Consider the following 13818-nt stretch of genomic DNA (forward strand, 5'->3'; position numbering starts at 1 on the left):
GTTCCTCTTTTTTATACACATAACTTATGATTAGTAAGAAGTAGTATTGAATATATTGCATAAAAAAAAGAGACTGTACTGAGTACAATCTCTTTTTTTATAACTCTTAGAAAGTTGATTATCTTCTTCTTTCTTTGATTTTTGCTTTTTTACCAGTAAGCTCTCTGAAGTAGAAGATACGTGCTCTACGTACTTTACCTCTTTGGTTAAGCTCGATTTTTTCTAAAGCTGGCATGTTGATTGGGAAGATACGCTCTACACCAACGTTACCTGACATTTTACGGATAGTGAAAGTTTCAGTAGCTCCGTGTCCTCTTCTTTGGATAACTACTCCTTTAAAGAACTGAGTTCTTTTTTTGTCACCCTCTTTAATTTCGTAGTAAACTGTGATAGTATCTCCTGCGCTGAATTGAGGAAAATCTTTTTTTGTAACTAATTCGTCTTGAACGAATTTCATTAAATCTGCCATTGTAATAATGTATATAGTTATTGTTCAGAGCAACATGCACGGACCTCGCCAGAGGTTGATCCAAATCGAGTGCAAATATAAAAAATAAAAACAGAATAATAATCAATTATTTTAGATAAATAACTGACTGTTATTCTGTTTGTTATTGTGAGATATATCTTTTATAAAAGAATATAGTATAATTTAATCTTCTCGTTCTAGTAGATCAGGTCTTCTAGTCTTAGTGTGTTCATATGCCATATCTTCTCTCCATTTGTCTATCATAGCGAAGTTACCACTAAGTAGTACATCAGGTACTTTCCATCCTTTGTATTCAGCTGGTCTAGTATAGATAGGTGGAGCTAATAGGTTGTCTTGGAAGCTATCAGTTAGTGCTGAAGTTTCGTTAGATAATACACCTGGTATAAGACGGATGATAGCATCACATAAGATAGCAGCTCCTAGTTCTCCTCCAGATAATACATAATCTCCGATAGAAATCTCTTTAGTGATAAAGTGATCACGTACACGCTGATCTACTCCTTTATAATGACCACATAGAATGATAATGTTCTTAAGCATTGACATTCCATTAGCCATCTGTTGGTTTAGGGTTTCTCCATCAGGAGTCATATAGATTACTTCGTCATATTCTCTTTCTGCTTTTAGAGCAGAGATACATTTGTCTATCGGTTCTACACTCATCACCATACCTGCACCACCACCGAACTGGTAATCATCTACATTCTTATGCTTATTAGTACTATAGTCACGTAAATTGTGAAAGTGTACTTCTACTAATCCCTTTTCTATAGCTCTTTTTAAAATAGAAGCTTGAAAAGGACTCTCTATTAATTCTGGTAAAACGGAAATAATGTCTATGCGCATAATTACTTTTGATATTTCGACAAATGTACAACTGTATTCTGTATCTTACAAAAATGTATTAGTGTGCTTGGCTTTTTGAAAACAGTTGTATTACTAATACACCGATAATGATTAGTGATATTCCTATCAATGCAGGAGTATCTAGTTTTTGTTTATATAAGAAATAAGCAGCTACTGTTACTAATACAATACCGATACCTGACCACAAGGCGTAAGCAATACCAATAGGTATGGTACGAAGCGTTAAACTCAATAGGTAAAATGCTCCTGCATATCCTATTAAGGTTACTGCTGTAGGAATAGGTTTAGTAAAACCTTCGCTAGCCTTAAGCATTGTAGTAGCAATAGTTTCTAGTAGTATAGCGAAAAGTAAGAATACGATGTTCTTCATATTTTTTTAGCAAAAATAGTTTTTTATTATTTTAAAGAGAATGCTGAAGTAACAAAAATAGTGTTCTTTTATATGCTAAACCCAACTCTCTTTATTACAATGTTAGTTGACGTGTTGCTCGATTTTGTATCAGTGCTTATTGTCTCAGCTGTAGGTCCGTAGTGAGTCATTATATATCAAAGTAAGAAGGCTCAGCTATCTTTCTGAATGAGTAATGGATATAATATTATATGTGGTTAATTTTAAATAGGTTACCTTTTTTTGAAAGAAATGTGAATAAGATTTAAGTATACAAAGTAATAATATTGTAAAACTTCTAATTTTACTGTACTAATTATAATTTCTTACGCTAGCTTAAGATTTCTGTTTTTGAATTACCCTAAATTTGCACCTATGAGTTTATCAAAATCAAATGTCTTATTTATGGCCGCGGTTACAGGGTTAATCGTTGCTAATTTATATTATTGTCAACCGCTAATTCCGATGATAGCAGAGGAATTCGGGGTTTCAGAGGCCTCTGCAGGTACTCTGACTTATCTTACACAGGCTGGTTATGCAGTAGGAATGTTCTTGATGATTCCTTTAGGGGATATGTTAGAGCGCAAGAAACAAATTATCATAACTACCATATTCGCTACTATTTCATTATCCTTGATGGCGGTAGTACATAATTTCTTTGTGTTACAAATTATCAGTTTCATATTAGGAGCTACATCTATTGTTCCTCAGTTAGTATTGCCATTAGCGGCTAGTTTATCGTCAGATGAGCAGCGTGGTAAGGTGATAGGTACAGTTGTGAGTGGACTTCTGATAGGTATTTTATTTTCTAGAACACTTAGTGGATTCGTAGGAGTGTGGCTAGGCTGGAGAGGAATGTTCTGGATAGCAACTGCGATAAGTGTAATATTAGTTATCATGATACAGTTGAGATTACCTTATAATAAACCTAACTTTAATGGTAAGGTGATAGATCTGTATAAATCATTGTTTATTCTGATCAAAGAACAACCTGTATTAAGAGAATCAACTGGTATTACAGCATTAGCTTTTGCTCAGTTCGGAGCGTTCTGGACTACGATGGTACTGTTACTACACAATGAACCGTTTGGGTATGACTCAGCATTAATAGGTTCTTTTGGCTTGATAGGTGCATGTGGAGCATTCGCAGCTCCCTTAGTAGGTAAAGTAGGTGGATCAGGAGGAGCTCGCAAGTTAATTCTTTATGGCATAGTACTGACATTCTTAAGTTTTGCTGTTTTTTACTTTTCTAGTGTGTCAGTAGTAGGATTGATAATAGGTATTGTATTGATAGACTTAGGTTTGCAGATTATACATGTATCTAATCAAACTCGAATTTATTCACTTTTACCAGAGGCACGTAACAGATTAAATACTGTCTATATGTCATTTAGTTTCCTTGGAACAGCTTTTGGCTCGGCTTTTGGATTATATTTGTGGAAGTTTTTTGGATGGAGTGGAGTTTGTATTGGAGGGATGTGTTTAGCACTACTTTCTTTTATAGTATATCTCACTGCTAAGAAGAATATATAAATGTATAATTAGCCAAATTAGGCTAAGTGAAGTTATTCAAAAACGATAAAATAATAGAACAATGGAAAACGGTATTTACGCTAAGTTCAACACATCAAAAGGAGCTATATTAGTAAAGCTTACAGAAGAGTTAACTCCTGGTACAGTAGGTAACTTCGTAGCTTTAGCAGAAGGAAATCTTGAAAACACAGCACGTCCACAAGGGAAACCTTACTATGATGGTCTTAAATTTCACAGAGTTATCCCTGACTTTATGATCCAAGGAGGTTGTCCATTAGGTCAAGGTTCTGGTGGTCCAGGTTATAAATTTGATGATGAGTTTCACCCAGCGTTAAGACATGATGGTCCTGGAGTATTATCTATGGCTAATGCAGGTCCTGGTACTAATGGATCTCAATTCTTTATCACTCACGTAGCTACTCCTTGGTTAGACGGTAAACATACTGTTTTCGGAAAAGTTATCGAGGGACAAGATATCGTTGATGCTGTAGCACAAGGAGATATTTTAGAGTCAGTAGAAATCGTAAGAGTAGGTGAGGCTGCTGAGAAATGGAATGCTATCGAGGCTTTCAGAACTTTCGAAGGAGCAAGAGAAAAAAGAGAAGCTGAAGCTAAGAAAGCTGCTTTAGTTGAGGTAGAGAAATTAGCTGCTGGTTTTGAAGAAACTCCAAGTGGATTACGTTACCAAATGATCGTTAACGGTACTGGTAAACAAGCTGAAAAAGGTAAGACAGTTTCTGTACACTATAAAGGATCTTTAGCTAACGGACAAGAGTTCGATAGCTCATACAAAAGAAAAAAACCTATCGAATTCCCATTAGGACAAGGATATGTAATCGAAGGATGGGATGAAGGTATCGCATTATTAAAAGTAGGAGACAAAGCTAGATTTGTTATTCCTTCTTACTTAGGTTACGGAGAAGCTGGTGCAGGTGGAGTTATTCCTCCTAACGCTGTATTAGTTTTTGACGTAGAGTTAATGGACGTAAAATAATAATAGAATGAAACTCTCAGTTATCCGCTGAGAGTTTTTTTGTTTAAATTATTACATTTTTATGAAAGAAGATTTCTTAGCTTGTTTAGAACGTATTAGACCGTATGCTCGTTATACTCCTATAATGGAGTCTGGTCAGATAGAAAACTTTTTAGGTAACGACTTATATTTTAAGTGTGAGAATTTTCAACGTGCTGGTGCCTTTAAGATGAGAGGTGCTGCCAACGCTATTCTACAATTAAGTGATGAGCAGAGAGAAAAAGGCGTTATTACACATTCGTCAGGTAATTTTGCTCAGGCATTAGCTTTGGCAGCTAAATACTTATCAGTGAAGTGTTATATAGTAATGCCTAATGATGCTCCTGCTGTAAAGCGTAATGCTGTAAAAGCTTATGGCGGTGAAATTATTGAATGTGTGGCTTCTCTGGAATCTAGAGAGCGTGTATGCAAACAAATAATTGACGAAACAGGGGCTACCTTTATCCATCCATCTAATAATATAGATGTCATTATGGGACAGGGAACTGCTGCTATGGAATTATTAGAAGCATATCCAGATTTAGATGTTCTTATTACACCAGTAGGTGGAGGTGGACTTATTGCAGGTACTGCATTAGCTGCTAAGGCTTTTGGTAAAGAGACAATTCAGGTGATAGGAGGGGAACCTTTAGAAGCCGATGATGCTTATCGTTCATTACTTAGTGGAGCGATCGAATGTAATGAGACTACTGATACTATAGCAGATGGTCTTAGAACACAATTAGGAGATATTACTTTCCCTATTATTAAAGATAATGTTGCTAAGATTATTAGAGTTCGTGAGAATGAGATAGTAAGTTCAATGCGCTTGATATGGGAACGTATGAAGATAGTAGTAGAGCCTAGTAGTGCTGTAGCATTAGCTGTTTTGATTAAAGAAAGACCTTCTTTTGAAGGAAAGAAAGTAGGAATTATATTATCAGGAGGAAATGTAGATTTAAACAATCTCCCTTTTGAATAATAGTGATATAAAAGTAAAGGGTGTCAATACTATTGACACCCTTTTTTTATGCTTGTTTCTTTTTGAGTTTTGGTATTTTAATGTCTTTACGACCAAAGTAAAGTCCTGCAACTATCAATATACCTCCTACTATCTGTAATACTCCTAATACTTCATCATCAAATAATCCCCAACAAAATGCTACTAAAGGCATAAGTAGAGAAACAGATGAGGCAAAGCTCGCATTAGTTTCGTGTATTAATTTATAGTAATAAATATTCGCTAGAGCACTGCCGAATAGAGCAAGTAAAAATACAAAGCCAAGGCCTTTTAATGCTTCTGGATGTTCTCCTATAGTCTGAAAGAAACCCGAAGATATTAGAACAATTAATGCAGGTATTAGTAATACTAATTCGATAAATGCAGTCCAGACTAGAGGAGGAATATTACCCATATATTTTTGAGTTAATAATCCGCTATAGGCATACATCAGGGATGCTATTACTAATAGTAAATGATAAAACCAATCATCAGAAACCATACCTGTAGAATCTGGAGATTGTAGTAACAAGATTACACCTATAAAGGAAAGTATAACTCCTAGTATTTCTCCTAGATGTGTTTTGTACTTAAAGAAAAGTACACCTAGTACAATTACGAATATAGACATCAGAGCATTTAGTATTCCTGCAATAGAACTATCTAAATGTACCTCTGCTATTGGAAATAAAAACATTGGTATAAAGCTCCCTACTACAGCAGTTAAGAATAGCCAATGAAAAGTTTTCTTAGGTAGCTTACTGATGTGTTTTAATGAAATAGGTAGTAGGAATAATCCTGCGAAAGTAATTCTAAGCGCACCTACTTGTATAGGAGTGAAGTACTCTAATCCTCGCTTAATAAGAATAAAGGAAGATCCCCAGATTAGGGAAAGAACTATAAGTGTTATCCAGTGTTTTGGTTTAAGTTTCAATGTAGTAGTAATTATGGTGTTTTAATCTAGATTACACTAATGCGGAATCTTGATTTATTGGGCTAATATAAAAAAAGACCACAAGGTTATTGTGGTCTTTTATATAAATGAAGCTTATTAAGCTTACTATTTTACTTTTCTAGTATCTAAGTTACCGAAGTACATTTCTTGGAATGTTTTGATAACTCCGTGCTCGATACGTTTGTTGAATGTTTTAGGATTAACCTCTTGTGTGTTTTCATATCCACAAGCACCGATAAACTCACCTAAAGCTTTCATTGTATTTTTGTGGAAGTTAGCCACACGCATTCTCTTATCAGTTACATCTAAAGCAGTGTATAGTGTTTCGTCTTGAGTTGCAATACCTACTGGACAGTGACCACTATCACATTGTAAAGCTTGGATACAACCTAAAGCGAACATCATACCACGTGCACTATAACAAGCATCAGCTCCTAAAGCCATTGTTTTAGCGATGTCAAATGCAGAAATGATACGACCAGAAGCTAATAACTTAACTTTATCTCTTAATCCGTTTTCGATTAATGTTTTGTTAGCGAATACTAAAGCATCGTTTAATGCCATACCCATATAATCGATAAACTCTAATGGAGCAGCTCCTGTTCCTCCTTCAGCACCATCAATAGTGATAAAGTCTGGGTGGATACCTGTCTCAACCATAGCAGCTACGATATCTAAGAATTCTTCTTTCTTACCAATACAGATTTTGAAACCAATAGGTTTACCATTAGATAGTTTTCTTAATCTAGCGATGAAGTGAACTAACTCTGTAGGGTTAGAGAAAGCAGTGTGTCCTGATGGAGAGTGAACTGTAGTGTGAGGAGTAATACTACGGATTTTAGAAATCTCAACAGTATTTTTCTCAGCAGGTAAAAGACCTCCGTGACCTGGTTTAGCCCCTTGAGATAATTTAAGCTCAATCATTTTAACTTCTGGATAGTTAGAACGCTCTTCGAATAAAGTATCGTCAAAGAAACCTTTTTCATTACGACATCCAAAGTATCCTGTACCAATTTGCCAGATTAAGTCCCCTCCAGAGCGGTGGTATTGACTGATACCTCCCTCTCCTGTATTGTGTGCAAAACCACCAATCTTAGCTCCTTCGTTAAGAGCTGTAATAGCTTTTTTACTTAAAGCACCGTAACTCATCGCACTGATGTTATAAACACTCGCACTGTATGGCTGGCTACATAAGTCGCTACCGATAGTAGTTCTGAAATTAGTATCTGATATATGTTTAGGGTATACAGAGTGAGAAGCCCATTCGTAACCAATACGGTTAGGGTCATCTTGCATACCGAAAGAAACAGTTTGTTTCTCGTTTTTAGCTCTTTGATAAACAATAGAACGCTCACGTCTATTGAATGGTTTTCCGTCTAACTCACCTTCCCAGAAGTACTGACGCATCTCAGGTCTGATTGATTCAAACATATATCTGAATCTAGCGAAGATAGGATAGTTTTTACGGATAGTATGTTTAGATTGTAATTTATCAGTTACAGCAAGTATTACAAGAAAACCTGAAATAACGATATTTACTATGCTTGCAGTTGATTGGTATAATACAAAAGAAGTGATTGAGTAAATAAGGTAGATAAAAACGAATGCCATCGTTAATTGTCCAAATGTAAACCGATTTAAAAATTTTTTGTGAAACATAAAATAGAATTTTAATGCAATCTTTTTGTTGTTTAGTTTGTATAGAATTAGCGTTTATTTGTTATTCTAAACCACAAATTATTTATTGTTAGAATCTAGTATAATTATACTCTCAAATCAATCAATATCTTGTGAAATTTACGAAGCAAAGGTAGCAAAGATTTTGAATTTACCTCATTTTTGTAATTATAATTTTCCTATTATAAAGGCTTGAAAATATCAAATTGATAATTTTATACTGTTTTGTTAATACTGCTTTGATAATATGCTATTTATCTAGGCTTTGTCTGCAATTAATTCAGTTTTGTATCAGATGTTTTAATACGTTTTTTGAATTGAGAGCTATAAACACTGCCTTTTCCTGACGTAAAATAAGCTGTAAAACAGACTAACGCTAAGAAAATAGCATATTCTATGCCAAAAAGTTCTATTCCCATAAAGGTACAAGCTATGGGAGTTTTAGTAGCCCCTGCAAAAACTGCAACAAATCCTAATGCAGCCATTAGTCCTACAGGAATTCCTGTATATATTGATAAGAAACTTCCTAATGTAGCACCAATAAAGAATAGGGGAGTTACTTCACCACCTTTAAACCCTGCTCCTAAGGTTAAACTAGTAAATAGTATCTTAAGTAAGAATACATTCCAATCCATTTGATGTGTAAATGAATTGACAATCATAGGTACTCCTAAACCTAAGTAATCGCTACTACCTATTAGGAATATTAATACTATGAATAGTATCGCTCCTACAAATGGTCTTAATGGAGGATATGAGATTGTTTTGCTAAATAATGTGTTCCATAGTTTAGTGCTATGAATAAATAGGAATGCAGCTAGTCCAAATAGAATTCCTGCTATTAGTAGTAATCCTATATATTTAAAACTGTACTGTGGCAAACTGTCTACAACATATATAGTATGATGGATTCCCCATGCTATACACACATAATGACTAATATAAGCTGTTATTATTACTGGAAGAACAGCTTTAGGTCTAAAGTTCTTTAGTAGCATTAATTCAAAAGCAAAGAATATTCCAGCTATAGGAGTACCAAAGACAGATGCAAAACCTGCACTAACTCCCATTAAGAGTAATGTTTTTTTGTTGTCAGGTGAGAGCTTGAAGTATTTAGTGAATTGATCAGCTATAGTTCCTCCCATTTGTACTGCTGTACCTTCACGACCAGCAGATCCTCCAAAGAGGTGAGTAGTCAATGTCCCCAATAATACTAATGGAAACATCTTAAAAGGGATTGTCTTTTCAGGCGTATGATATTCATCAATGATTAAGTTATTGCCTTTATTAGCATCTCCACCATAGTAATGGTATAGTAGTCCTATAAGTAAACCTCCTATAGGAAGCCCATAGAGTAAATAGGAATGTTCTATTCTTATTTCGGTAACGAGTTCTAGTAAGTATAAAAATAAAGCAGAGACACTACCAATAGCAGTACCTACTAATATTGCTATTCCACACCATTTAGTAAATAGTATTAATATATCTCGTAAAGAATAGTTATTGTTTAAAGCTTCTTTTAAGTAGTTAAAATTAAAATGCATAGTCTATCATTAAGTTTTACAGTTAGTATTACTATCAATGTTAGACGTCATCAGCATTCAATTAAGAAGCGGTTCGAGGCAGACATCATTGCCTTAAATGATAAAACAAAGATAAAAAAAAAGTCTGAGTTATAAACTCAGACTTGATTTATTTTGTAATCTATTAAATATCGTCGAAACTAATATCCGTAAATGAACTTACTTCATCTTCTGACTGATATTCTTTTTTGAAATCTTTTTGGTGTCTTTCAGAAATAACTTCTTCTCCCTTGTGATCTACTACGAATTGAGTCATCTCATCTAATATTTCTCTAAACGCTCCGAAATCTTCTTTGTATAAGTAGATTTTGTGTTTTTTAAAATGAAAAGATCCATCTTCTTCCGTGAACTTTTTACTCTCAGTAATTGTTATGTAATAGTCATCTGCCTTTGTAGATCTAACATCAAAGAAATATGTTCTTCTTCCTGCTCTTAGTACTTTTGAAAAAATTTCTTCTTTTTCTAACATTTCGTTATCTCTCATAATTCCTTCTTATCAATTAATTGATTTGTTCATATAGCATTCAAAAGTCTAAAAAAAAACCTAATAAACCAACTAATTATAACAATTCTTTTTCATTTAATTGTTTTTGATAAAGCTCGCTATAGTATCCTTCAGTACTAATAAGTTCATTATGCGTACCCTGTTCTACTATTTGTCCATTATCAAGTACTATAATTTGGTCTGCGTTTTTAGCTGAAGACACTCTGTGCGTGACAATTAGTGTCGTGATATCTTTACTGTGTTGTTCTAGATTTTGAAGGATTTTTTCTTCAGTTTCAGTGTCTACAGCAGATAAAGCATCGTCTAAAATAAGTATAGGAGCGTCTTTTATCAGTGCTCTAGCTATCGAAACACGTTGTTTTTGCCCACCAGATAGGGTTAGACCTCTCTCTCCTAAAACAGTGTTATATCCATCGTTAAATAGAATGATATTGTCGTGTACCACTGCTTTCTTAGCCACTTCTACAATCTCTTCTTCTGTTGCGTCTTCTTTACCGAATCGTATATTGTTACTGATACTATCAGAGAATAAAAAGGCATCTTGTGGTACTACAGCAATACTATTTCGAAGATCTGTAAGATTGCAATCTTTAATAGGAATATTATCTATTAATATATTACCCTTTTCTACATCATACATTCTACTGATTAGAGTAAGTAAAGTAGACTTACCTGAACCTGTTTTACCTAAGATGGCAAGGGTTTTTCCTTTCTCTAAAGTAAACGAAATATCTTTCAATGCAGTAATACCAGTATCTTCATACGTATAGGATACATTGTCAAACTTGATATTTCCTTCTACATTCGTACGATTAGGGTTAGTGTTGTATATCTCAGGTTTTTCGTTTAAGAATTCATTGATACGCTTTTGAGAAGCTTCAGCTTCTTGTACCATAGTTGATACCCATCCTAGTGAAGCTACTGGCCAAGTAAGCATATTTATATATAGGATAAACTGTGCAATAATACCAATATCAGGTATACTACCATTAAAGAACATTAAGGCACCTACAGCGATAACCACTAAATTACTCAGCCCTATTAAAAAAATCATTAACGGACCTATTAGAGCACCTGATTTAGCTAAGCGCAGAGACTTTTCTTTGCTTTCTTGTGTCAGTGATCTAAACTCCTCTTGTTTTTCTTGCTCTATAGAGTAGGCTTTTATTACTCTAATCCCAGAGAACATTTCTTGAGAGAAAGTTGTTAACTTAGATAAGTTAGCTTGGAATATAGAACTTCTCTCATTGATTTGTCTACTTAGTTTGAATACATAGTATCCTAATAGTGGTAGAGGTAATAAAGAGTAGAATGTTAGCTGTGGAGAGATTAGATACATCTGAGTCAGTACCACTGCAAATCTAATCAAGGTATTGATAGAGTACATTACTGCCGGTCCTACATACTGTCTTACTTTACCTACATCCTCACTGATACGGTTCATAAGATCTCCAGTTCTATTTCGTTTATAGAAGTTTTGAGAAAGAACTTCGTAATGTTTAAATACATCATTCTTAAGGTCAAACTCAATATGGCGAGACATTACGATAAGCGTCTGTCTCATTAAGAATGTCAAAAATCCTGCGATAAGAGTAGTTATCAGAATCCAGACAATATTATTAAGTAAGATAGAAGTAACCTCTTCTTTATCGAAGACTGTCATCTGTTCTAAGGTACGTATAGAATCTCCTACCAATTTAGGAGTGTATAGTGTAAATATCTGTGCTACTATAGTGATAATAACCCCTATAAGAAAGCGATATTTGTACTTAAAAAAGTATTTGTTTAATTGACTTAATGCGCTCATATTTAGATTAAATGCTAGAAAATAGCATTTTTTTTCAATTCATAAAAAATAGGTGAGAACACCCGCTAGTAGTTGCAAATATAAAGGTTTATTAGGGATAGTAAATTGTGTAGATTTAAATAAATTATTAAAATTCAAGTTAAAATATTCAGTTCTGTGAAAATTCTAATTTGATTGAAACGATATTTTTATACCTTTGCCCCGTTATACAAACAACGTACAAATATTTTTTAAAGTTCTTAAGTAGCATGTTAAACAGAAGACACATTCGTATAAAGGTTATGCAAACGCTTTATGCAATGCAACAAAGTAATTCTGAACAAATTCAGTCAGGAGAAAAGTTTCTAATCAATAGTATAGAAAATCTACAAGATCTATACTTATTAATGATAACTACATTAATAGAGATTAGAAGAAAGGAAGTCGAGTATATCTCCCTAGCACAAAAAAAACACTTAGCTACAGCAGCAGAACGAAACCCAAGCAAACGTTTTATCGAGAATAAAGTTTTAGACTTGTTAGAGAATTCTATGTCTATTTCTACTAAAGTAGAAGAGAAAGGAATAACTACATGGCAAGTACATGATAACTATATTCAGATGTTATTAGACGAAGTAAAAGAGAGTACTTTCTTTAAAGCTTATATGGCTAAGAGTGAAGTTACTTTTGAAGATGATCGTCAGTTCGTAAGTGACATCTTTACTGAAGTTATTGCTCCTAATGAGAAGATTTATGAGTTCTTAGAAGACAGTAAACTAACGTGGTTAGACGATGTACCAGTAGTAAATACAATGATTCAAAAACAACTTCGTCAATTAAAAGAGCGCGATGTTCAGTTTATTGTTCCTAAATTATATAAAGATTCAGAGGACCAAGAATTTGCTATAAACTTATATAGAAAAACGATTCTAAACTTTAGTGAATTAACTAAAGAATTTGAAGACAAAACACCTAACTGGGATCCTGAGCGTATAGCAGAATTAGATACTATCATCTTAAGAATGGCTATCTGTGAGTTCTTAAAGTTCAACTCTATTCCAGTAAAAGTTACTATTAACGAATATTTAGAGATCGCAAAAGAGTATTCTACGGCGAAAAGTAGTATTTTTATCAATGGTGTTTTAGATAATATCTCTAAAGCATACAATGATGAGAACAAATTAAATAAAATAGGAAAAGGACTTTTATAGTCTAAAACCTGAACCACACTAAGAACTATGAAAAAAATTATTTTATTAACATTAGGTTTAGCTCTAACAGTTGTTTCTTGTAAAGACAATAGTGCATCAAGTAAGATTGACAAAGAAAACGCTGCTAAGATTGAACAAAACAATGCAAATGGTGAATATCCATCAGTTGAATTTGATAGAGTTGTTCATGATTTTGGAAATATACTTAATAATGAAGCTGTAACTACTGAGTTTGAATTAACGAATACAGGTAAGGCTGATTTGATTATTATTAACGCTACTGCTTCTTGTGGATGTACAGTGCCAGATTATCAAAAGACTCCTATTAAACCTGGAGAAAAGTCAAAAATAACTGTTAAGTTTCAGACTGGAGCTGAAGGACAGCAACAAAAAACTGTAACTTTGGTTACTAACACAGAAAAAGGAGAAGAGACTCTTACGATTAAAGCTAACGTAGGTCTTCGCAGTAATTAATAACTTATAAATTAAACCAAATGGAAAATTTACAACAATTTTTACCTATCATTTTAATGTTTGTGGTAATCTATTTCTTAATGATTCGTCCGCAACAAAAGAAAATGAAACAAGAGAAAGCGTATGAAGCTAGCATTAAAGTAGGTGATCGCATTGTTACTAAATCTGGAATTCACGGTAGAATCAATGAATTACACGATACTACAGTGATTATCGAGACTATGGCTGGTAAATTACAAATGGAGCGCTCTGCGATTTCTATGGAAATGAGTCAAAAATTAAATGAGAAGAAATAATCTCATTATACTTATACAAAAAAGCGTTATCAATTATTGAT

Annotated in this window: 14 protein-coding genes and 1 riboswitch; of the genes, 6 read left to right on the plus strand and 8 right to left on the minus strand. The window is 33.8% G+C overall.

Annotated elements, in window-relative coordinates:
- Window positions 1–118: 118 nt before the first annotated feature.
- The 3 genes from rplS to BMX53_RS12010 all read right to left on the minus strand — a co-directional run bounded on the left by rplS (window position 119) and on the right by BMX53_RS12010 (window position 1727).
- On the minus strand, window positions 119–469 hold the full coding sequence (gene rplS / locus BMX53_RS12000) for a 50S ribosomal protein L19 (RefSeq protein ID WP_038985857.1): 351 nt from the start codon (window positions 467–469) through the stop codon (window positions 119–121).
- A 183-nt stretch (window positions 470–652) separates the two neighbouring features.
- Entirely contained in the window at window positions 653–1336 is a 684-nt protein-coding gene (gene trmD / locus BMX53_RS12005; protein WP_063176445.1) for a tRNA (guanosine(37)-N1)-methyltransferase TrmD, read from the minus strand.
- Window positions 1337–1394: 58 nt separating this feature from the next.
- On the minus strand, window positions 1395–1727 hold the full coding sequence (locus BMX53_RS12010; RefSeq protein WP_038985859.1) for a DMT family transporter: 333 nt from the start codon (window positions 1725–1727) through the stop codon (window positions 1395–1397).
- 393 nt (window positions 1728–2120) lie between these two features.
- Here BMX53_RS12010 and BMX53_RS12015 point away from each other — a divergent pair, with 393 nt between their 5' ends.
- From BMX53_RS12015 to BMX53_RS12025, 3 genes are all read left to right on the plus strand, one after another.
- Entirely contained in the window at window positions 2121–3278 is a 1158-nt protein-coding gene (locus tag BMX53_RS12015) for an MFS transporter (RefSeq protein WP_038985860.1), read from the plus strand.
- Between the two features lie 61 nt (window positions 3279–3339).
- Window positions 3340–4272 (plus strand): peptidylprolyl isomerase, encoded by a 933-nt coding sequence (locus BMX53_RS12020; RefSeq protein WP_038985861.1) that lies wholly within the window; start codon window positions 3340–3342, stop codon window positions 4270–4272.
- Between the two features lie 61 nt (window positions 4273–4333).
- Window positions 4334–5272: a pyridoxal-phosphate dependent enzyme gene (locus BMX53_RS12025; protein WP_074746554.1), complete on the plus strand. Its 939-nt coding sequence runs from the start codon at window positions 4334–4336 to the stop codon at window positions 5270–5272.
- Window positions 5273–5318: 46 nt separating this feature from the next.
- Here the strand turns inward: BMX53_RS12025 and BMX53_RS12030 are convergent, their stop codons facing one another.
- The 5 genes from BMX53_RS12030 to BMX53_RS12050 form a co-directional block, all read right to left on the minus strand.
- Window positions 5319–6224 (minus strand): DMT family transporter, encoded by a 906-nt coding sequence (locus tag BMX53_RS12030; RefSeq protein WP_074746556.1) that lies wholly within the window; start codon window positions 6222–6224, stop codon window positions 5319–5321.
- A 126-nt stretch (window positions 6225–6350) separates the two neighbouring features.
- Window positions 6351–7904: an FMN-binding glutamate synthase family protein gene (locus BMX53_RS12035; protein ID WP_038985864.1), complete on the minus strand. Its 1554-nt coding sequence runs from the start codon at window positions 7902–7904 to the stop codon at window positions 6351–6353.
- Window positions 7905–8197: 293 nt separating this feature from the next.
- Complete coding sequence (locus BMX53_RS12040) at window positions 8198–9466, minus strand: voltage-gated chloride channel family protein (RefSeq protein ID WP_074746558.1); 1269 nt, start codon at window positions 9464–9466, stop codon at window positions 8198–8200.
- A 34-nt stretch (window positions 9467–9500) separates the two neighbouring features.
- A riboswitch (Fluoride riboswitch) is annotated at window positions 9501–9568 on the minus strand.
- A gap of 61 nt (window positions 9569–9629) precedes the next feature.
- Window positions 9630–9989: a PUR family DNA/RNA-binding protein gene (locus BMX53_RS12045; RefSeq protein ID WP_038985866.1), complete on the minus strand. Its 360-nt coding sequence runs from the start codon at window positions 9987–9989 to the stop codon at window positions 9630–9632.
- Window positions 9990–10065: 76 nt separating this feature from the next.
- Complete coding sequence (locus BMX53_RS12050; protein ID WP_074746560.1) at window positions 10066–11817, minus strand: ABC transporter ATP-binding protein; 1752 nt, start codon at window positions 11815–11817, stop codon at window positions 10066–10068.
- A gap of 248 nt (window positions 11818–12065) precedes the next feature.
- Between BMX53_RS12050 and nusB the strand changes: the two genes are divergently transcribed.
- From nusB to yajC, 3 genes are read left to right on the plus strand one after another with little or no spacing between them, the layout of a single operon-like run.
- The gene (nusB, locus tag BMX53_RS12055) at window positions 12066–13007 is read left to right on the plus strand and encodes a transcription antitermination factor NusB (protein WP_074746562.1); all 942 of its coding nucleotides are present in this window, start codon (window positions 12066–12068) and stop codon (window positions 13005–13007) included.
- Between the two features lie 27 nt (window positions 13008–13034).
- Window positions 13035–13481, plus strand: coding sequence for a DUF1573 domain-containing protein (locus tag BMX53_RS12060; RefSeq protein ID WP_038985869.1), 447 nt, complete (start codon window positions 13035–13037; stop codon window positions 13479–13481).
- Window positions 13482–13501: 20 nt separating this feature from the next.
- A complete protein-coding gene (gene yajC / locus BMX53_RS12065) occupies window positions 13502–13777 on the plus strand; it encodes a preprotein translocase subunit YajC (protein WP_038985870.1) in 276 nt (91 codons plus the stop codon).
- Window positions 13778–13818: the final 41 nt, after the last annotated feature.

The organism is Myroides marinus (assembly GCF_900109075.1).
GTDB lineage: Bacteria > Bacteroidota > Bacteroidia > Flavobacteriales > Flavobacteriaceae > Flavobacterium > Flavobacterium marinum_A.